Source organism: Streptomyces sp. NPDC047014 (genome assembly GCF_040644195.1).
In the GTDB taxonomy this organism is placed as follows: Bacteria; Actinomycetota; Actinomycetes; order Streptomycetales; family Streptomycetaceae; genus Streptomyces.
Map to the genome: position 1 here is coordinate 1 of NZ_JBEYVX010000076.1, position 19851 is coordinate 19851.

General features: G+C 73.3%; 16 protein-coding genes, 3 tRNA genes and 1 pseudogene. 12 read left to right on the top strand and 8 right to left on the bottom strand.

The genetic code is table 11. The annotated features are described in order from the left end of the window. Positions 1-100: 100 nt before the first annotated feature. From ABZ873_RS27605 to ABZ873_RS27625, 5 genes and pseudogenes are all read left to right on the top strand, one after another. A pseudogene (locus ABZ873_RS27605) lies at positions 101-727 on the top strand (DNA polymerase III subunit gamma and tau); the annotation flags it as partial. Between the two features lie 60 nt (positions 728-787). Further along, a complete protein-coding gene (gene purD, locus ABZ873_RS27610) occupies positions 788-2041 on the top strand; it encodes a phosphoribosylamine--glycine ligase (RefSeq protein ID WP_360877216.1) in 1254 nt (417 codons plus the stop codon). 286 nt (positions 2042-2327) lie between these two features. Next, positions 2328-4127, top strand: coding sequence for a hypothetical protein (locus tag ABZ873_RS27615; RefSeq protein WP_360877219.1), 1800 nt, complete (start codon positions 2328-2330; stop codon positions 4125-4127). A gap of 262 nt (positions 4128-4389) precedes the next feature. Further along, positions 4390-5877 carry a N,N-dimethylformamidase beta subunit family domain-containing protein gene (locus tag ABZ873_RS27620; protein WP_360877222.1) on the top strand — a complete coding sequence of 496 codons (1488 nt, stop codon included), beginning with the start codon at positions 4390-4392 and terminating at the stop codon, positions 5875-5877. A gap of 78 nt (positions 5878-5955) precedes the next feature. After that, complete coding sequence (locus ABZ873_RS27625; RefSeq protein ID WP_360877225.1) at positions 5956-6861, top strand: phosphoribosylaminoimidazolesuccinocarboxamide synthase; 906 nt, start codon at positions 5956-5958, stop codon at positions 6859-6861. Between the two features lie 48 nt (positions 6862-6909). On the opposite strand, the gene ABZ873_RS27630 is transcribed toward ABZ873_RS27625, so the two are convergent. The 8 genes from ABZ873_RS27630 to ABZ873_RS27665 all read right to left on the bottom strand — a co-directional run bounded on the left by ABZ873_RS27630 (position 6910) and on the right by ABZ873_RS27665 (position 11377). Next, positions 6910-6982 (bottom strand) — tRNA-Gly (locus tag ABZ873_RS27630). 22 nt (positions 6983-7004) lie between these two features. Continuing rightward, on the bottom strand, positions 7005-7616 hold the full coding sequence (locus tag ABZ873_RS27635; RefSeq protein WP_360877228.1) for a response regulator transcription factor: 612 nt from the start codon (positions 7614-7616) through the stop codon (positions 7005-7007). Continuing rightward, positions 7613-8854, bottom strand: a complete 1242-nt coding sequence (locus tag ABZ873_RS27640; protein ID WP_360877230.1) for a histidine kinase — start codon at positions 8852-8854, stop codon at positions 7613-7615. The genes ABZ873_RS27635 and ABZ873_RS27640 overlap by 4 nt, the downstream gene beginning before the upstream one ends. 42 nt (positions 8855-8896) lie before the next feature. Next, positions 8897-9661: an ABC transporter permease gene (locus ABZ873_RS27645; RefSeq protein WP_360877233.1), complete on the bottom strand. Its 765-nt coding sequence runs from the start codon at positions 9659-9661 to the stop codon at positions 8897-8899. Then, entirely contained in the window at positions 9658-10605 is a 948-nt protein-coding gene (locus tag ABZ873_RS27650; protein WP_360877236.1) for an ABC transporter ATP-binding protein, read from the bottom strand. The genes ABZ873_RS27645 and ABZ873_RS27650 overlap by 4 nt, the downstream gene beginning before the upstream one ends. Positions 10606-10754: 149 nt before the next feature. After that, positions 10755-10827: transfer RNA gene (locus ABZ873_RS27655), tRNA-Gly, on the bottom strand. Positions 10828-10899: 72 nt separating this feature from the next. Further along, positions 10900-10971 (bottom strand) — tRNA-Gly (locus tag ABZ873_RS27660). Positions 10972-11059: 88 nt separating this feature from the next. Then, positions 11060-11377, bottom strand: a complete 318-nt coding sequence (locus tag ABZ873_RS27665) for an Lsr2 family protein (RefSeq protein ID WP_360877239.1) — start codon at positions 11375-11377, stop codon at positions 11060-11062. Positions 11378-11697: 320 nt separating this feature from the next. Here ABZ873_RS27665 and purS point away from each other — a divergent pair, with 320 nt between their 5' ends. The 7 genes from purS (at position 11698) to purF (ending at position 19829) form a co-directional block, all read left to right on the top strand. Further along, entirely contained in the window at positions 11698-11949 is a 252-nt protein-coding gene (purS, locus tag ABZ873_RS27670; RefSeq protein WP_328969684.1) for a phosphoribosylformylglycinamidine synthase subunit PurS, read from the top strand. 2 nt (positions 11950-11951) lie between these two features. After that, the gene (purQ, locus tag ABZ873_RS27675) at positions 11952-12632 is read left to right on the top strand and encodes a phosphoribosylformylglycinamidine synthase subunit PurQ (RefSeq protein WP_360877243.1); all 681 of its coding nucleotides are present in this window, start codon (positions 11952-11954) and stop codon (positions 12630-12632) included. Beyond that, a complete protein-coding gene (purL, locus tag ABZ873_RS27680; protein ID WP_360877246.1) occupies positions 12629-14878 on the top strand; it encodes a phosphoribosylformylglycinamidine synthase subunit PurL in 2250 nt (749 codons plus the stop codon). The genes purQ and purL overlap by 4 nt, the downstream gene beginning before the upstream one ends. Positions 14879-15060: 182 nt before the next feature. Beyond that, positions 15061-16332: a hypothetical protein gene (locus tag ABZ873_RS27685; protein WP_360877249.1), complete on the top strand. Its 1272-nt coding sequence runs from the start codon at positions 15061-15063 to the stop codon at positions 16330-16332. Between the two features lie 17 nt (positions 16333-16349). After that, positions 16350-17132 carry a sterol carrier family protein gene (locus tag ABZ873_RS27690; RefSeq protein WP_360877252.1) on the top strand — a complete coding sequence of 261 codons (783 nt, stop codon included), beginning with the start codon at positions 16350-16352 and terminating at the stop codon, positions 17130-17132. Between the two features lie 111 nt (positions 17133-17243). Beyond that, entirely contained in the window at positions 17244-18050 is an 807-nt protein-coding gene (locus tag ABZ873_RS27695; protein ID WP_360877255.1) for an META domain-containing protein, read from the top strand. 261 nt (positions 18051-18311) lie between these two features. After that, entirely contained in the window at positions 18312-19829 is a 1518-nt protein-coding gene (gene purF, locus ABZ873_RS27700) for an amidophosphoribosyltransferase (protein WP_360877258.1), read from the top strand. The last annotated feature ends 22 nt before the right edge of the window (positions 19830-19851 follow it).

Here is a 19851-nt window from a genome sequence, read left to right on the forward strand (position 1 = left end):
GCAACGCCCTCTCCGGCCGCGTGACCTTCGGCCTCGGCGTCGTCTTCGCCCTCGGCGCCGTCGCCGCCGTCTTCTGCTGGCCGCGCAAATGGGCCCCGCGCCTTCCCCCGGTATGGCCGCGGGCGCCGGCCAGGTGCAGGCGATGTGGCCGAACGTGCTGGAGGCCGTCAAGAACCGCCGCCGCTTCACCTGGATCCTGCTCAGCCAGAACGCCCAGGTCACCGGCTTCGACGGGACCACCCTCCAGCTCGGCTTCCCCAATGTCGGAGCCCGCGACAACTTCGCGAGCAGCGGCAGCGAGGACGTGCTCAAGGCGGTCCTCGCCGAGCAGTTCCAGGTCCACTGGAAGATCGACGCGGTGGTCGGCGCCGGCGCCCCCGCCCCGGTGTCCTCGTACGGAGCGCCCGCCCCCGCCTACAGCCCGCCGCCCCCGCCCCCGCCGCAGGCGGCCCCGCAGGCGCCCACGGCCTCGTACTCCTCGCAGCCCTCGCAGCAGTCCCCGTCCCAGGGTTCGCAGCCGTCGCAGCACTCGCAGCAGTCCCAGGCGCCCCAGCAGTCGGCTCCCGCCCCGCAGCCGCCCGTACAGCAGGCGCCCCCGCCGGTCGCGCCCGAGGACGACTTCGCGGAGGACGACGACCCGGATCTGGTCGAGAGCGCGCTGACCGGCCATGACCTGATCGTGCGCGAGCTCGGAGCCACCGTTGTGGAGGAATATACGAATGAGTGAGCGCCTGTAGTTGGGTGGCCGCACGAAGCCGGGCCCGCCGTCCGGGCTAGGCTGAGCAGCGTGAAGGTCCTCGTCATCGGCGGCGGCGCCCGCGAACACGCCCTGTGCCGCTCTCTGTCCCTCGACCCCGACGTCTCCGCGCTCCACTGCGCCCCCGGCAACGCCGGCATCGCCGAGGTGGCCGAGCTCCGCCCCGTCGACGCCCTCGACGGCGGGGCCGTGGCCGCCCTCGCCACCGAACTCGGCGCCGACCTGGTCGTCGTCGGCCCGGAGGCCCCGCTGGTCGCCGGCGTGAGCGACGCCGTGCGCGCCGCCGGCATCCCCGTCTTCGGCCCGTCCGCCGAGGCGGCGCGGCTGGAGGGCTCCAAGGCGTTCGCCAAGGACGTGATGGCGGCGGCCGGGGTCCCGACCGCCCGCAGCTACGTCTGCACCACCCCGGAGGAGGTGGACGCGGCCCTCGACGCCTTCGGCGCCCCGTACGTCGTCAAGGACGACGGTCTGGCGGCCGGCAAGGGCGTCGTCGTCACCGCGGACCTGGCCGCGGCCCGCGCGCACGCGCTCGGCTGCGACCGCGTGGTCATCGAGGAGTACCTCGACGGCCCCGAGGTCTCCCTCTTCGCCATCACCGACGGCGTCACCGTCGTCCCGCTCCAGCCGGCGCAGGACTTCAAGCGCGCGCTCGACGGCGACGAGGGCCCCAACACCGGCGGCATGGGCGCGTACTCCCCGCTGCCCTGGGCCGACCCGAAGCTGGTCGACGAGGTCATGGAGCTCGTGCTCCAGCCCACGGTGGACGAGCTGCGCCGCCGCGGTACCCCCTTCTCCGGTCTGCTCTACGCCGGCCTCGCGATCACCGGCCGCGGCACCCGGGTCATCGAGTTCAACGCCCGCTTCGGCGACCCGGAGACCCAGGTGGTCCTGGCCCGGCTGCGCACCCCGCTCGCGAGCGTGCTGCTGAACGCGGCCAAGGGCACCCTGGACGCCGAGCCGCCGCTCGTGTGGCGGGAGGAGGCGGCCGTGACCGTGGTCATCGCCTCCCACAACTACCCCGACACCCCGCGCACCGGTGACCCGATCACGGGTCTGGCCGAGGTGGCCGCCGAGGACGGACCCGACGCCTACGTGCTGCACGCGGGCACCCGGCGCGAGGGCGACGCGGTGGTCAGCGCGGGCGGCCGCGTGCTGTCGGTGACGGCGACCGGTTCCGATCTGGCGCAGGCCCGGGAGAAGGCGTATAAGGCGGTGGCGCGCATCGGGCTGGACGGCTCGCAGCACCGTACGGACATCGCCGCCAAGGCGGCCCAGCAGCGCTGACCGGCGCCTCCACGGACCCGCGGGCCCGGTGCGCATCCCGTGCGCCCGGGCCCGCGGGCGTGTCCGCGTACGAGTGCATCCGGCCTCCTTCGAACGCAGCCAGCTTTACCCAAAGCCATTCCATCGGGTGATCGTCAGCTTGTCTGCCTGACGGCCGGGCATGCCCCAACTAGGGTGCGGCGCAAGCATTCCGGCACTTGGCCCACCGACCTTGCGATGTCAGTGGCGGGTGTCACAGTGGGGGAGTGAGCAACGCAGCCGCAGGGCAGAGGGGGTGAGGCCGGCCATGTCCGGGACAGCTTCGATCACGGAGGCGGGTGTGCCGTCCGCGCGTTCCCGCGCTCTGGGCGTGCTGCGCGTGCGCAGCCGGGCCCTGGCCGTCGGGCTGCTGCCCGCCGCCCTCGCGGTGGTGCTGGTCACCGCCCGGTCCACGGGCCGGCTGGCGGGTGCCCCCTGGGGCGCGGTGACGCTGGCCGTGTGCGTGGTCGCCGCGCTGGTGCTGCTCGTCGGCGGGATCTTCGCCGCCGTGGTGCTGCGGGCCGGTCCCGCCGTGACGCCGACGGTGCCGCTGTCGGAGTCCGCCGCGCCCGATCTCTACCGGCTGGTGCGGGATCTGGCCGACCGGATGGATGTGCCGGCCCCCTCCGCGATAGCCCTGACGCCCGACTGCGACAGCTGGCTGGAGGACCGCGCGCATGCCGCGCACCGCCGCAAGGGCATAGCCGGCTCCCCGCAGTCCGCGCCGGGCGCGGCGCCGGTGCTGGTGATCGGCTCGCCGTTCCTGTGGTGGATGCGGGTCGCGGAGCTACGGGCCGTGCTCGCGCCGGTCGTCGCCGGTACGGGACCCTCCGCGCACCCCGACATAGCCGACGCGCGGGGCTTCGTGCGCGGCCTGGACGCCGCCGTGGACGTGGGCGGGCGCCGGGGGCTTGGCTGGATCGCCGCTCCGGCCCGGCTGCTGCTGCGGCTGTGCCGCACCGACGCCGCCGAGATGGAGCGCGGGGTGGCCGCGGCCGCCTCGGACCGTGCGCAGGGTGTGGACTACGGGCTGCGGATCGTCGCCCAGGAGCAGGTCGGCCTGGCCTACGCGGGCTGGGACCGGCTGCTGACCCGGGTGGCACTGCCCGCCTGGCGGATGGGCCGCTGGCCCGCGCACCTGGACGCCGGAGTGGTCTCGGCCCTGACCGAGCTGTCCCGGCGGGACCGGCTGGCCGAGGGCTTCACCTCGCGCCTCGGTGAGCGGCCGGCCTGCGACCTGCTGGAGCAGCCCGGCGCGATCGACGAGGCCACGTCGTTGCTGGCCGCGCGGCTCTTCCACGGCGGTCCGGCCGAGGCCGGGCCGGACTGGGCGCCGGTGGATTGGACGGCGTATCCGGAGGAGGTCGTCGACCGGACCTGGCGCACGGAGGCGGCCCGTCTCCACGCGGCGCTGGACGCCCTGGCCGTCCCGGCGGGGCTGCCCGGCGATCCCGCCCCCACCCCCCGGCCGACCGCGCCGACACCGGCACCGGCGCCCGCCTCCGCACCGGCCGGCCCCGGCACCGCCCCCGGCGCGCCCTCCGCCGCCTCCGGCCCGGCCGCCGCCTCCGGCGCCGCCGGACCCGCCACGCTCGCGGACGCCCACTCCGCCCCCTCCGGGGCCGACGGCTTCGCCGGGCCCACGCTGGAGCGGGTGCTCGCGTACCTCACGGACCGCTCCGGGGAAGGCGCGCGCGGCGAGGCCCTGGCCGGGCGGCTCAGCGCGGACCTGTCCCGCGAGGAGCGGGCCGCCGGCTCCGCCGCCGGGGCCGGGAAGGCGCGCGGCGCCGACGCCGTACCGCTGTTCCCGCTCCAGCCGCCGCGCAGCGGCCGGGACCTGCTGGCCGACCATGTGACGGCGATGGTGTGCTGCGCCGCCGTGGACTCGGCGGGGGCCGCCCCGGGCATGGACTGGCTCGACGGCCCGGTCCTGCTGGTCGGCGGCGACCGCCGGGCCGATCTGGCGCCCCGCGTGCTCCGCCTCGTCGAGGAGGGCGATCCCGGGCCGCTGCGGGAGTGGCTCTCGGCCCTGGGGGTGCGCCCTGAGAAGCCCGTCCGGCTGGTCTGAGCGGGGCCGCCGCCCGCACCCCGGCCGGGCGGCCGCGGCCCGGGCCGCGCCACGCCCCGTACGAACAGGCGGACGGGAAGGTTCCGGTCACGCCAATTCACGACGAACGGTGACGGACCGCGTGCGTAATGTGATGTGCTGGGACCGGTAGCGGCCGGAGCCCCGGGAGCGGGTGTCCGAAAAGCGCCGCCCCGGCGCACCGAAGGTGTTCGCGCACCGCACACGCGGACGCCCGGCCGGGGATCGAGGGAGGGGAGCGGACATGGGTACGGACCAGATCCGGCGCTGGGAGTCGGGCGCGCTCGCGCACGCGGTGAACGACCCCTTCGGGCAGGGCCCCCTGCCCTGGTTCCGCGGCAGCGAGCTCTACTTCGACGACACCGGCCACGTCGTCCCCTGGTACGTGGACCCGGTCGCCGCGGCCGCCGGCACCGGCCGGATCCCGCGCGCCCGCGGCACCGGCGGCCCCCGCACGGCCGACGACGTGCACCGCCAGATCAAGGGCTTCGCCTCCACCGGCGCCGTGGCTCCCGGCGAGGCCATCGACTTCCACATCACCGTCGACCCGCCCCAGCAGTTCTCCGTCGACGTCTACCGCATCGGCCACTACGGCGGCGACGGCGCCTCCAAGATCACCACCAGCCCCCGGCTCTCCGGCATCGTCCAGCCGCCCCCGCTCACCGCCGACCGCACGGTCTCCTGCCACCACTGGTGGCTGTCCTGGCGGCTCCAGGTCCCGTCCTACTGGAGCGTCGGCGCGTATGTCGCCGTCCTGACCACCGCCGACGGCTACCGCTCCCACATCCCCTTCACCGTCCGCGACGACGAGCCCGCCGACCTCCTGCTGCTGCTCCCCGACATCACCTGGCAGGCGTACAACCTCTACCCCGAGGACGGCCGCACCGGCGCCAGCCTCTACCACGCCTGGGACGAGAGCGGCCGGCTCCTCGGCGAGCAGGACGCGGCCGTCACCGTCTCCTTCGACCGCCCCTATGCGGGCGCCGGCCTGCCCCTGCACGTGGGCCACGCCTACGACTTCATCCGCTGGGCCGAGCGCTACGGCTACGACCTCGCCTACGCCGACACCCGCGACCTGCACGCCGGCCGCGTCGACCCCACCCGCTACCGCGGCCTGGTCTTCCCCGGCCACGACGAGTACTGGTCGGCCCCCATGCGCCGCACCGCCGAGCGCGCCCGCGCCCACGGCACCTCGCTCGTCTTCCTCTCCGCCAACACCATGTACTGGCAGGTGGAGCTCTCCCCCTCGCCCTCCGGCGTCGAGGACCGGCTGCTCACCTGCCGGAAGCGGCGCGGTCCGGGCCGCCCCAGCCTCTGGCGCGAGATCGACCGCCCCGAACAGCAGCTCCTCGGCATCCAGTACGCGGGCCGCGTCCCCGAGCCCGCCCCGCTGATCGTGCGCAACGCCCGCCACTGGCTCTGGGACGCCACCGGGGCCGGTGAGAACGACGAACTGCCCGGCTTGGTCGCGGGCGAGGCCGACCGGTACTTCCCGCGCACCCAGCTCCCCGAGCACCAGGACCGGATCCTGCTCGCGCACTCCCCGTACCCGGACGGCGAGGGCCACCTCCGCCACCAGGAGACCTCCCTCTACCGGGCGCCCAGCGGGGCCCTGGTCTTCGCCTCCGGCACCTTCGCCTGGTCCCCGGCCCTCGACCGCCCCGGGCACGTGGACGAGCGGGTGCAGCGGGCCACGGCCAACCTCCTCGACCGGATCTGCAAGCGCGACTGACCGACCCCCTGTCCGCGCGGGCGGCCGGAGGTGAGCGAGAATCGGGGTGCGCTTCATACAGAACCACAGGGAGACCCCGTGTCCGGATTCGTCGAAAAGCCCGAGCCGGTTCAGGTTCCGGGCCTCGTCCACCTCCACACCGGCAAGGTGCGCGACCTCTACCGCGACGAGGACGACCGCCTCGTCATGGTCGCCAGCGACCGCATGTCCGCCTTCGACTGGGTGCTGCCCACCGAGATCCCGGACAAGGGCCGCGTCCTGACCCAGCTCTCCCTGTGGTGGTTCGACCAGCTCGCGGACCTCGTCCCGCATCACGTCCTCTCCACCGAGCTGCCCGCGGGCGCCCCCGAGGACTGGGCCGGCCGCACCCTGGTCTGCAAGAACCTCGACATGGTCCCCGTCGAGTGCGTGGCCCGCGGCTACCTCACCGGCTCGGGCCTCGCCGAGTACCGCGAGACCCGCACGGTCTGCGGACTCGGCCTCCCCGAGGGGCTGGTGGACGGCTCCGAGCTGCCCGGCCCGATCTTCACCCCGGCCGCCAAGGCCGAGGTCGGCGAGCACGACGAGAACATCTCCTACGAGGAGGTCGCGCGCACCACCGGCCCCGAGACGGCCGCCCTGCTGCGCCAGACCACGCTGGCCGTCTACTCCCGCGCCCGGGACATCGCCCGCGAGCGCGGCATCATCCTGGCCGACACCAAGTTCGAGTTCGGTTTCGACCGCGCGGACGGCACCCTGGTCGCCGCCGACGAGGTGCTGACGCCGGACTCCTCCCGCTTCTGGCCCGCCGACCAGTGGGAGCCGGGCCGCCCGCAGCCCTCCTTCGACAAGCAGTACGTCCGCGACTGGCTGACCTCCCCGGCCTCCGGCTGGGACCGCAAGGGCGAGCTGCCCCCGCCGGCCCTGCCCGCCGAGGTCGTCGAGCGGACCCGCGCCAAGTACATCGAGGCGTACGAGCGGCTGACCGGCCTGAGCTGGTCCTAGGGAACACGAAGAAGCCCCGGTCCGAGGACCGGGGCTTCTTCCTTGCAGAGCGGACAACGCGACTCGAACGCGCGACATCCACCTTGGCAAGGTGGTGCTCTACCAACTGAGCTATGTCCGCAAGCGCCGTAAGGCGAGACCTACTATACCCAACCCCGCTCCCTCGCGAGACGCACTGCCGTGTGCCGGTTCTCGGCGCCCAGCTTGGTCGCCGCCGAGGAGAGGTAGTTGCGTACGGTCCCCTGCGAGAGCGAGGCACGCTCCGCGATCTCCGCGATCGGCGCCCCGTCGCCCGCCAGTTCCAGCACCTCGGCCTCCCGCGCGGTCAGCGGGGAGTCCCCCGCGCTGATCGCGTCGGCCGCCAACTCCGGGTCCACGTACCGGCCTCCGCCGTGCACCGTGCGGATCAGCTCCGCCAGGCGCTGCGCCGAGACCGTCTTCGGCGCGAAGGCCCGCACCCCCGCCGCCAGGGCCCGCTTGAGGTGCCCGGGGCGCCCGTGGCTGGTCACGATCATCGTCCTGCAGTCGGGGAGTTCGGCCCGCAGCGCTGTGGCGACACTCACACCGTCCGCCCCCGGCATCTGCAGGTCCAGCACCGCCACGTCCGGCCGGTGCGCGCGGGCCATCGCCAGCGCCTCGGGCCCGGAGGCCGCCTCCGCGACGACCAGCAGATCGTCCTCCAGCGCGAGCAGCGCGGCCAGCGCCCCGCGGATCAGGTGCTCGTCGTCGGCGAGCAGTACGCGTACGGGGCTCACGCCCGCACCTCCAGTCCTTCGAGCCGTGCGCCCGGTATCTCCGCCCGCAGCCGGAACCGGCCGTCGCCGACCAGCCCCGCCTCCAGCGTCCCTTCCAGTACGGCGAGCCGTTCCCGCAGCCCGGCCAGTCCCGAGCCGGGCGGCCCCGCCGGGGCCTGCGGCGCGCCGTCGTTCTCCACCACCAGCGTCACCGGGCCGCCCCGCGGGGCCGTCAGCCGGATCCGGCAGCACTGCGCGTCCCCGTGCCGCAGCACGTTCGTGGTGGCCTCGCGGACCACCCAGCCGAGCGCCGACTGCACCTCGGCGGGCAGCTCCCGGCCCGGCCGGAAGTCGACGCGGCAGTCCATCCCGGCCGCGCTCAGCACCCCGCGCGCACCCTCCAGCTCCACCGCGAGATCCGCCTCCCGGTAGCCGCGGACCACGTCGCGGACCTCCCGCTGGGACTCCTGGGCGATCCGCTGGACCTCGATCATCTGCTCCACCGCCTCCGGGCGTTCGCGCCGGGCCAGCTGCACGGCCAGCTCGCTCTTGAGGGCGATCACGGCCAGGTTGCGCCCCATCACGTCGTGCAGATCGCGGCCGAAGCGCAGCCGCTCCTCCGCCACCGCCAGCCGGGCCTGCACCTCCCGCGAGCGGTCCAGCTCGTCGACCGTGCGCAGCAGCCAGCCCGAGAACCCGCAGGTGGCGCCGAAGAACAGACTGCCCAGCAGGACACCGAAGCCGTAGCCGAGGGCCGTTCCGACGGGCATGCCGAGGCCGAGGGCGGCCAGCGCGGTGGCGACCCCGGCCGCCCCGGCCACGTACCAGAGCTTGCGCACGGTCCGCAGGCAGAGCACGAGCGAGCCGGAGGTGAACCAGGCCAGCCCGGCCACCGTCGTCGGTGCCACCGCCTCCTGGGTGACCTGCCCGGTGACCCGCAGGGCCAGCACGGCCACGACGCACAGCGCCGTCAGCACGGTGACGGCCACCGCCATCCGGGTGGGGCGGGCGCGCCGCCCCAGCACCCAGTGCAGCGCCCGCCAGGTGAGCACCCCGCACAGCACCGCGTGCGCGCAGATCATCAGGAAGAGCGAGAAGAGCACCGCGAAGGAGCTCCGCTCGGTGGCCGCGGCGGCCAGCGGGGTCAGTCCGAAGGACGTGATCTCCAGGAACACGAACAGCAGGAAGGAGCCGCGGGTGTACAGCTCGACCTTCCCCGCGGTGCTGCGGTTCTTCCACCACCCGGTCAGCTTCGACACGGTCTTCTTTCCCCCGGTCCGTCGTGGCGCCGCCGGTCCGGCCTAGCGCCGCGGTTCCCAGCGGAACCACCGCTGGACAGCAAACACGGTGACCACGATCCAGGCCAGCGCGCTCAGCCCGGCCCCCAGCAGGTCGCCGCCCCCGGCGCCGCCGCTCCAGCCGGCCCGGACGAGGGTCATCACCCCGCTCAGCGGCAGCAGTTCGCACAGCGAGGCCACCAGATCGGGCAGGGCGTCCACCGGCGCGAACAGCCCCGAGCCGGCCGCCGTCGCCAGGAACAGCGGCAGCGTGGTGAGGCCCGCGGTCTCCACGGTGCGGGTCACCGCGCTGGTCAGCGCGGCCAGCCCGGCCAGCAGCACGAGCCCGGCCAGGACGGCTCCGAGCAGCAGCAGCGGACTGCGCGGCATCCGTACGTCCAGGGCGAGCGCGCCCGCCACCGCGAGCAGGCCGGTCTGCCCGAGGGCCAGGCAGACGGCGGGCAGCGCGGTCCCGGCCAGGATCTCCAGGTCCCGGGCCTCGCCGGTGCGCAGCCGCTTGAGGACCAGCTCCTCGCGCCGGGCGACGTAGGCGGAGACCAGGTTCATGTAGACGACGAGCAGCAGCACCATGCCGATCCCGCCCGTCAGGGTGGCCTCGCCGACGGCCTCGGCGCCCTCCACCCCGGTGAGCGAGGAGCGCAGGACGAACACCATCAGCAGCGGCATCAGCAGGGCCACGCCGAGCGCGGCCCGGTTGCGTACCAGCAGGGTGAGTTCGGAGCGGCCGAGCGCGGTGATGCGGGCCGGGCTGAGCGCTGTCGTGGTCATCGGGTCCCCGCCATCGTGTTCTCGTCGGTACGGTCGCCGGGGCCCCGGCGGTCCCGCGCGATCTCCAGGAACGCCTCCTCCAGCGAGGCGGACCGGGCGTCCAGCGCGTCCAGGACCACCCCGTTCTCCCCGGCCCAGCCGAGCAGTCCGGCCAGGTCCTCCTGGAGCCGTCCGGTACGGATCTCCACGCGCCGCCCGGTGGCGGCCGCCCGCAGCGACAGCGGCAGCCGTGCGGCGGGCACTCCCTCGGGCAGGGTGAAGCGGATCCGGGCCGGCCGGGTGGCGGTGACCTCGGCGGGGGTGCCGGAGAGCACCAGCTCGCCCTCGTGCAGGATCGCGAGGCGGTCCGCCAGCCGCTCGGCCTCCTCCAGGTAATGCGTGGTCAGCAGCACCGTGGTGCCCTCCTCGCGCAGCTCCCGGACCAGCGCCCACGTGTCGCGGCGGCCCTCGGGGTCCATGCCGGTGGTCGGCTCGTCGAGGAACAGCACCTCGGGCCGGCCGAGCAGGGCCAGCGCCAGATCCAGCCGCCGCCGCTCACCCCCGGACAGCTGCTTCACCCGTACGGAGGACCGCGCGGCCAGCCCGACCCGCTCCAGCACCTCCGCCGCGGGGCGGGCGCCGGTGGTGACCCCGGCCCACATCCGCACGGTCTCGGTCACCGACAGGTCGGAGGGGAAGCCGCCCTCCTGGAGCATGACCCCGGTGCGCGGGCGGACCTCGGCCCGCCGGGTCCACGGATCGAGCCCGAAGACGCGGACGCGCCCGCCGCTGGGGGCGGCCAGTCCCTCCAGCAGTTCGACGGTGGAGGTCTTGCCCGCGCCGTTGGTGCCGAGCAGGGCGAAGACCTCGCCGGGGGCCACGGAGAAGGAGACGCCGCGGACGGCCTCGAATCCTCCGGAGTAGCCGCGGCGCAGGTCCTGGGCTTCGATCACGGTGTGGGTCATGGTCCAAGCCTCGGCGCGGCCGGAGGCGGCGGGCAGTGCGCGCTGTCATGAACGCCGATGACATTTGTCAGCGTGGCCTCAGTCACACGAGACAGGGCAGCGCACACGAAGAAGGCCCCGGTCGTGATGACCGGGGCCTTCTTCTTCAGAGCGGACGACGCGACTCGAACGCGCGACATCCACCTTGGCAAGGTGGTGCTCTACCAACTGAGCTACGTCCGCAAGCTGTGCACTGCCGGGGCAATGCGTGCCTCACTCTACCCGATCCACAGCTGTGGACGGGAAGTGATGCAGAGCGGGTGACAGGAATTGCACACTGCGCCTTCCCTCTGGAAGAGGGATGTTCTGCTACTGAACTACACCCGCACGACCTCGGAGGCTCTGACCTGCGGCCTCGCCCCTCGGCGTGATCCACACATTAGCCGAAGGGTGGGGGTGGATGGCAAATCGGCCCTCAGTGGGCCGCGTTGTACGCCTCGTAGATCCGCTTCGGGATGCGGCCGCGCGGCGGCACCTCGTGCTGGTTGGAGCGGGCCCAGGCGCGGACCACCGCCGGGTCGGGGGCCACGGAGGTGTGCTTGAAGGTCTTCCCCGACCGCGACTGGCGGCGGCCGGCGGCCACGAAGGGGGCGAGGCCCTTCCGCAGTTTCTTTGCGTTGGCGGCATTGAGGTCGATCTCGTACGACTTACCGTCCAGAGCGAACACGACCGTTTCCGCCGCTTCTCCGCCGTCGATGTCGTCGGAGAGCGTGACCACTACGCGCTGCGCCACGGATATCGGTCCCTTCGTGCGACGCCGCCACCGGTTGACGTGCGGTGATGTCGCCTGTGTGGATGTTTAGGAGCAATGCATCTTTCGGCCGGAATCCCGGTCGATTCCTTTGTACCCCGATTCTCATTGCATTGCGAAGCCCAGTTAATTCTCTCCGCGTGTCCCGCCGCAATGCCGGGCGCGTGGTTTTCCTGGGGATTTTGCGAAGCGTTGGTGAAGCCGAAACGGGCCGGTGATCACGGCCCTTCGATATCTATGCGCGTAGAAATTTTGGCCGGGTACGCTGAGGGAACCGCCTTGCACCAACCACCTCATCGGGAGTGCCAGTGGCACGCGTCGTAGTCGACGTCATGCTCAAGCCGGAGATCCTCGACCCCCAGGGCCAGGCGGTGCAGCGTGCACTGCCGCGCCTGGGCTTCGAGGGCATCGCCGACGTCCGTCAGGGGAAGCGCTTCGAACTGGAAGTGGAGGGACCGGTCGACCAGGCCGCCCTCGACCGCATCCACAAGATGGCCGAAACGTTCCTCGCCAACACCGTCATCGAAGACTTCACCGTGAAGGTCGAGGACTGACGGTGACCACTCGCATCGGTGTCGTCACGTTCCCCGGAACGCTCGACGACCGTGACTCGCTGCGCGCCGTCCGCCTCGCGGGGGCGGAGCCGGTCTCGCTGTGGCACCGCGACAAGGACCTGCACCAGGTCGACGCGGTCGTCCTCGCGGGCGGTTTCTCCTACGGCGACTACCTGCGCGCCGGAGCCATCTCCCGCTTCTCGCCGGTGATGGAGACCATCATCGAGCAGGCCCGGGGCGGTATGCCCGTCCTCGGCATCTGCAACGGCTTCCAGGTCCTCACCGAGGCCCACCTGCTGCCGGGGGCGATGCTCCGCAACAACCACCTGCACTTCATCTGCCGCGACCAGAAGCTGCGGGTGGAGAACGCGGAGACCGCGTGGACCGGCGACTACACCGCCGGCCAGGAGATCTCCGTACCGCTCAAGAACATGGACGGCCGGTACGTCGCCGACGAGCGCACGCTCGACGAACTGGAGGCCGAGGGCCGCGTGGCCTTCCGGTACCTGGACATGAACCCGAACGGGTCGCTCCGCGACATCGCCGGCATCACCAACGCCGAGGGCAACGTCGTCGGCCTGATGCCCCACCCCGAGCACGCGGTCGAGCCGCTGATCGGGACCGGCGGCACCGACGGCCTCCCGTTCTTCACGTCGGTCCTGAAGAAGCTGGTCAGCGCATGAGCCTCGACACCGTCAAGAACGCCACGGAAACCCCGGACGCCTCCCAGCCCTGGAAGGAGCTCGGCCTCAAGGAGGACGAGTACGCCCGGATCAAGGAGATCCTCGGCCGCCGCCCGACCGGCGCCGAGCTCGCCATGTACTCGGTCATGTGGTCCGAGCACTGCTCGTACAAGAGCAGCAAGGTCCACCTGAAGCAGTTCGGCGAGAAGGTCCCGCAGAACGACGCCATGCTCGTCGGCATCGGTGAGAACGCGGGCGTCGTCGACGTGGGCCAGGGCTACGCGGTCACCTTCAAGGTCGAGTCGCACAACCACCCGTCCTACATCGAGCCCTACCAGGGCGCGGCCACCGGCGTCGGCGGCATCGTCCGCGACATCCTCGCCATGGGCGCCCGCCCCGTCGCCGTCGTGGACCCGCTGCGCTTCGGCGCGGCCGACCACCCCGACACCAAGCGCGTCCTGCCGGGCGTCGTCGCGGGCATCGGCGGCTACGGCAACTGCCTGGGCCTGCCGAACATCGGCGGCGAGGTCGTCTTCGACGCCTGCTACCAGGGCAACCCGCTGGTCAACGCCGGCTGCATCGGCGTGATGAAGCACGAGGACATCCACCTCGCCAAGGCGTCCGGCCCCGGCAACAAGGTCATCCTCTACGGCGCCCGCACGGGCGGCGACGGCATCGGCGGCGTCTCGGTCCTCGCGTCCGAGACCTTCGACGACACCAAGCCGACCAAGCGCCCCGCCGTCCAGGTCGGTGACCCCTTCCAGGAGAAGCTGCTCATCGAGTGCACCCTGGAGATCTTCAAGGAGAAGCTGGTCGCGGGCATCCAGGACCTCGGCGGTGCCGGGCTGTCCTGCGCCACCTCCGAGCTGGCCTCGGCCGGTTCCGGCGGTATGCGCGTCGAGCTGGACACCGTGCCGCTGCGCGACGCGACGCTCTCGCCCGAGGAAATCCTCATGAGCGAGTCGCAGGAGCGCATGTGCGCGATCGTCGAGCCGCAGTACGTCGACCGCTTCATGGAGATCTGCGAGAAGTGGGACGTCATCGCCACCGTCATCGGTGAGGTCACCGAGGGCGAGCGCCTGGAGATCTTCTGGCACGGCGAGCAGATCGTGGACGTGCCCCCGGGCACCGTCGCCCACGAGGGCCCGGTCTACCACCGCCCCTACGCCCGCCCCGAGTGGCAGGACGCCCTCCAGGCCGACGACGCGGGCCGGCTGCCCCGCCCGCAGACCTCCGAGGAGCTGCGCGCGCAGGTCCTGGCCCTGGTCTCCTCCCCGAACCAGGCGTCCAAGTCCTGGGTCACCGACCAGTACGACCGCTTCGTGCAGGGCAACACCGTCCTCGCGCAGCCCGAGGACGCGGGCATGGTCCGTATCGACGAGGAGTCCAACCTCGGCGTCGCCATGGCCACCGACGGCAACGGCCGCTACGCCAAGCTCGACCCCTACACGGGCGCGCAGCTGGCCCTGGCCGAGGCGTACCGCAACGTCGCCGCGACCGGTGCCAAGCCCCTCGCGATCTCCGACTGCCTGAACTTCGGCTCCCCCGAGGACCCGGGCGTCATGTGGCAGTTCGCGGAGGCCACCCGCGGTCTCGCGGACGGCTGCCTGGAGCTGGGCACCCCGGTGACCGGCGGCAACGTCTCGCTCTACAACCAGACCGGCGACGTGGCGATCCACCCGACCCCGGTCGTGGCCGTGCTCGGCGTGATCGACGACGTCAACCGCCGGACGCCGATGGCGTTCGCGGAGGCCGGCCAGCTGCTCTACCTGCTCGGTGACACCGCCGAGGAGTTCGGTGGCTCGGCCTGGTCGCAGGTGGTCCACGACCACCTCGGCGGTCTGCCGCCCAAGGTGGACCTGGGCCGCGAGAAGCTGCTCGGCGAGATCCTGATCTCGGCCTCGCGCGACGGCATGATCGACGCCGCGCACGACCTCTCCGACGGCGGCGTGATCCAGGCGCTCACCGAGTCCTGCCTCAAGGGCGGCAACGGCGCGCGGATCGTGGTCCCCGAGGGTCTGGACGCCTTCACCTTCCTGTTCTCCGAGTCCGCGGGCCGGGCCGTCGTGGCCGTCCCGCGCAGCGAGGAGCTGCGCTTCACCGACATGTGCGGTGCGCGGGGCCTGCCGGCCACCCGCATCGGCGTGGTGGACGGCGACGCGATCGAGATCCAGGGCGAGTTCACCCTCCCGCTGGCCGAGTTGCGCGAGGCGCACGAGGCGACGATCCCGGCCCTGCTGGCCTGATCGGCGACCCGCACGCGGCCGGGGCCCCGCACGGAATTCCGTGCGGGGCCCCGGCCGTTGTGCCGCCTGCGGTGCGGCGGCCCGGCGCTTCGACGGCGCGACGGCCCGGTGGCAAGCGGCCGTAGCGATTCCGTGGCAGGACGGCCGTACCCGCCCGTACAGGGGCTCCGCATACTGACCGCGTGAGCATCGTCAAGCACCTGCCCGGCGCCGCGATACCCGAAGGCGGCGTCCCCGGCTGGCCCGTGAAGGACGCCCGGCGCTGGCTCGACGCGCGCCTCCCCGCCCCCTTTGCCCCGGTCCCCACCGGCTGGATCCTGCTGCCGCTGGTGCTGGCCGGGCTGATCCTCAGCCTGTGGAACGCCCCCGGCACCCCGGCGCGGGGCACGGAGTGGTCCGGCTATCCGGAGACCGTGCTGCTGCTGGCGCTGCCCGCCTGGTACCGGTTCCTGCCCGCCGCCACCCTGGTCTCCGCCCTGCTGATCGCCCTGCACGCCGCCGTGGCGCTGCACGGCCTCGGGCCCGACGACACCCCCGGCCGTGTGGGCGGCTGGCTGCTGCTCGCGCTCTGCACCTGGGCCTTCGCCGGTTCCCTGCTGCGGCTGCGCGCGCGACGGCTCCAGCGGGAGATCTTCCTCGCCGCCGCCGGGGAGAGCCGCGCGGCCCTCCCGCACGCGCTGCCGGACGGCCACCGCAGCCGGGGGCTGCGGCTGATCGCCTTCGGGGGCGCCGCCGTGCTCGGCGCGGGCGCGCTGCTGGTGTGGGCGCTCGTACGGGACCTGGGCGCGGGCGCGGAGCAGCCGTACGACGCGACCGGGCAGCAGGTCCTCGCCCTGCTCCTGCTGGTCCCCGGCACCGCGCTGCTCGGTCGCGGGCTCGGCGCGCGGCGCGCCGCCCGCCGGCTGCGCGCGGGGCCGCAGCCGGTGCTGCGCGTCGGGGTCCGCTCCCGGCCGGGCGGGCGGCGCTGGCTGGTCGCGGACGCCGACACCACCACCGCACCGCCGCTGATCGCCTTCCGGCACCGCTTCGAGGACGGCTACCGCAGCGGCCCCGCCGAGACCCTGCTCGGAGGCCCCGAGAGCCGGCTGCGGGCCGAGCACCACGACATCGACCCCTACGCCGAGCCCTACGAGGCGCTGATGTACGGAGTCCCCCACGAGGGTGCCGAGGTGATCCTGCGGTACGCCGTCCACCGCGCCGGCAGCACGATCGCCGCCGAGCTCCACGCCGCGCCCCTGCTGCCGTACCGGCGGCACGGGCTGCTCTCCTGGCGGCCCGAGGGCGCCTCGTACACCCTTCGGATGCGGGCCGAGGCGGAGAAGCGCAAGCAGCGCGCGGCGGAGCGGTCGAGCGGGTCGGGGAGCTCCTGCGGGTCCTCCGGCGGCTGCGGTTCGAGCGGTTGCGGGAGCAGCTGCGGCAGCAGTTGCGGCGGTGGCTGCGGGGGCGGCGACTGATCGGGCAGACTCCCCGCATGGCACCCAAGACCCGCAGGTACGACGACGCCCGGATCCGGACGGCGGTGACCGCGCAGTTCGGCCATGTCGCCCGCGCGGTGGCCGGGCTGACGCCGGATCAGCTGGCCCGGCCCAGCGGGGTCGGGGAGTGGAGCGTGGCCGAGCTGGCCGCGCACATCGCCTGGATCGCGGACTCCCTGGCCCGGGGCCTGGCCCGGCCGCCGGCCGCCGTCCCCGAGCTGTCCGCCGTCGAGTGGCCCTTCGCCACCGCCTCCCTCGCCGGGAAGATCTCCGAGGCCGCCCGCGAGACCCTGACCGGGGACCCGCTGCCCGAGCTGTACGAACAGGCCGCCGCGGCCCTGGCCGACGCGCTCGCGGAGCACCGGGGTGACCGGGTGCTGGAGCTGTGGATCGGCGATATGACCCTGGCGGACTTCCTGGTCACCCGGACCGTGGAGCTGGTCGTCCACACCGACGACCTGAACCGGGCCGCGGGGCTGGAGATCCCGGTCGAGCGGCAGGCGCTGGCCGCCTGCACCCGGCTGCTCGCCGACGCGCTCGCCCTCAAGGCCCCCGGTGGCTCGGTCGAGGTGCGGATCCCGCCGTTCGCGGTGGTCCAGTGCGTGGCGGGCCCGCGCCACACCCGCGGCACCCCGCCGAATGTGGTCGAGACCGACGCGCTGACCTGGATCCGGCTCGCGACGGGCCGTACGGGCTGGGCGGAGGCGGTGGACGCGGCGCGGGTACGGGCCTCGGGGGAGCGGGCCGACCTGTCGGGGCTGCTGCCGCTGATGGGCTGAGCGGGGGCGGGCCCCAGGGTGACCGGCGGACCGCCGGACCGCCTCCCCGCCGGACCACCTCCCCGCCGGACCGGCGGGGAACCGAACGGGCGGCCGGGCCGTCCCACCGGCATGCGTACCCACCGGCACGTCCACATCCCCGCGGGGCTGGCCCTCGTACTCGCGCTCGCCCTGGCCGGCTGCGGCCGGGCGGAGGAGAGCGGCGGCGTCGTGCTGCCCCAGGTCGAGGGATCCTGGGCCGTCGAGTCCCTGACCAGCGAGGGCCGCACCCTGCACGCCCCCGGCAGCGCCCGTCTCACCCTCGGCGCGACCGAGGCCACCGGCAGCTACGGCTGCAACGGGCTCAAGGCGGCCGTGGTCCACGACGGGGCCGACGCCCTGACCGTCACCCCGGGGCCGCGGACCGCCATGGCCTGCCCGGACATGGAGTTCGAGACGGCCTTCGCGAAGCTGTTCAAGGGGCGGCTGACCATCGACCGGGGTCCGGACCGGCTCACGCTCAAGACCTCCGACGGGAGCACCATCGCCATGAGCCCCGCGCCCCCGGCGGCCGACGCCCCCTTCACCGCGACCGAATGGACCGTCACCGGGCTGCTCGACGGGCAGACGGCGTCCTCACTGCCCGCCGAGGCCGCGGGCAAGGCCCGGTTCACCGTCGCCCCCGACCTCGCGGTCAGCGGGAACCTCGGCTGCAACCGGTTCAGCGCGCGGGCCACGGGCGAGGGTGCCCATATCACGTTCGGGCCGCTCACCAGCACACGGATGGCCTGCGCGGGGCCCGTCGGGACGGTGGAACAGGCCCTGACCAGCCTTTTCGCCGCCTCTCCGCTGACCTGGCGGATCGACGGCCAGAACCTCACCCTGACGGCTCCCGACGGCAAGGGACTGACCGCGAAAGCGGCCACCAGCGTCGAATAGCGGGGGTGTCGGCGGGCGCATTCGGCCACGGCGGACTTGGACGAAGCTACGAGTGCTCCGCGCCGCCCTCCGGCCGTCTGCCGCCGGGCCCGCGCCGTCACCGAGGGGTCGCACAGAGCGAGTGCCCGTACGAATTCACTCGTAGCTCCCTACAAAGGTATCCGCATACCCGACCGGCCCGTGCGGTCACCCTCTGTGCTGTGACATTTCCCGGCCGTCCCCAATTCGGACCAGTGGTCGATCTCGCCTACACTCGGAGACGTGCCTCGTGGTGATGGACGACTCAACCACGACCTGCTCCCCGGCGAGAAGGGCCCCCAGGACGCTTGCGGCGTCTTCGGTGTCTGGGCTCCGGGTGAAGAGGTCGCCAAGCTCACCTACTTCGGACTGTATGCATTGCAGCACCGCGGACAGGAGTCCGCGGGAATCGCTGTGAGCAACGGTTCCCAGATCCTCGTCTTCAAGGACATGGGACTTGTTTCCCAGGTCTTCGACGAAACCTCTCTCGGCTCGCTCCAAGGTCATATCGCGGTCGGTCACGCCCGCTACTCGACCACCGGTGCCTCCGTCTGGGAGAACGCGCAGCCCACTTTCCGCGCGACCGCCCACGGCTCCCTGGCCCTGGGACACAACGGCAACCTGGTGAACACCGCCGAGCTCGCCGAGATGGTCGCGGACCTCCCCCGTCAGGACGGCCGTGCCACCCAGGTGGCGGCCACCAATGACACCGACCTGGTCACGGCCCTGCTGGCCGGCCAGGTGGACGAGGACGGCAAGCCCCTGACCGTCGAGGAGTCGGCCGCCAAGGTCCTCCCGCAGGTCAAGGGTGCCTTCTCGCTGGTGTTCATGGACGAGGGGACCCTCTACACCGCCCGTGACCCGCAGGGCATCCGCCCGCTGGTCCTCGGCCGCCTGGAGCGCGGCTGGGTGGTCGCGAGCGAGACCGCCGCCCTCGACATCTGCGGCGCCAGCTTCGTCCGCGAGGTCGAGCCGGGCGAGCTCATCGCGATCGACGAGAACGGCCTGCGCACCTCCCGCTTCGCGGAAGCAAAGCCCAAGGGCTGTGTCTTCGAGTACGTCTACCTGGCGCGCCCGGACACCGACATCGCCGGCCGGAACGTCTACCTCTCGCGTGTCGAGATGGGCCGCCGGCTGGCCAAGGAAGCCCCGGTCGACGCCGACCTGGTGATAGCGACGCCGGAATCCGGCACGCCCGCCGCCGTCGGCTACGCCGAGGCCAGCGGGATCCCGTACGGCTCCGGCCTGGTCAAGAACGCCTACGTGGGCCGGACCTTCATCCAGCCCTCGCAGACGATCCGCCAGCTCGGCATCCGGCTCAAGCTCAACCCCCTCAAGGAAGTCATCCGCGGCAAGCGCCTGGTGGTCGTCGACGACTCGATCGTCCGCGGCAACACCCAGCGCGCCCTGGTCAAGATGCTCCGCGAGGCCGGCGCGGCCGAGGTCCACATCCGGATCTCCTCGCCGCCGGTGAAGTGGCCGTGCTTCTTCGGCATCGACTTCGCCACCCGGGCCGAGCTGATCGCCAACGGCATGACGGTCGACGAGATCGCCACCTCCCTCGGCGCGGACTCGCTCTCGTACATCTCGATCGACTCGATGATCGAGGCCACGACCATCCAGAAGCCGAACCTCTGCCGTGCCTGCTTCGACGGCGAGTACCCGATGGAGCTCCCCGACCCGCAGCTCCTCGGCAAGCAGCTGCTGGAGACCGAGCTGGCCGGCGGCACGGACGCCGCCGACGCGCTCCGGCGCCCGTAGGGTCCGCCCGCCGGCGGGCCCT

Excerpts from the sequence above, each read along its gene's own strand:
- ABZ873_RS27620 (WP_360877222.1), top strand. The coding sequence starts at position 4,390 with ATGGGTACGGACCAGATCCGGCGCTGGGAGTCGGGCGCGCTCGCGCAC.
- ABZ873_RS27695 (WP_360877255.1), top strand. The coding sequence starts at position 17,244 with ATGCGTACCCACCGGCACGTCCACATCCCCGCGGGGCTGGCCCTCGTA.
- ABZ873_RS27645 (WP_360877233.1), bottom strand. The coding sequence starts at position 9,661 with ATGACCACGACAGCGCTCAGCCCGGCCCGCATCACCGCGCTCGGCCGC.
- purL (WP_360877246.1), top strand. The coding sequence starts at position 12,629 with ATGAGCCTCGACACCGTCAAGAACGCCACGGAAACCCCGGACGCCTCC.
- ABZ873_RS27615 (WP_360877219.1), top strand. The coding sequence starts at position 2,328 with ATGTCCGGGACAGCTTCGATCACGGAGGCGGGTGTGCCGTCCGCGCGT.
- ABZ873_RS27650 (WP_360877236.1), bottom strand. The coding sequence starts at position 10,605 with ATGACCCACACCGTGATCGAAGCCCAGGACCTGCGCCGCGGCTACTCC.
- ABZ873_RS27690 (WP_360877252.1), top strand. The coding sequence starts at position 16,350 with ATGGCACCCAAGACCCGCAGGTACGACGACGCCCGGATCCGGACGGCG.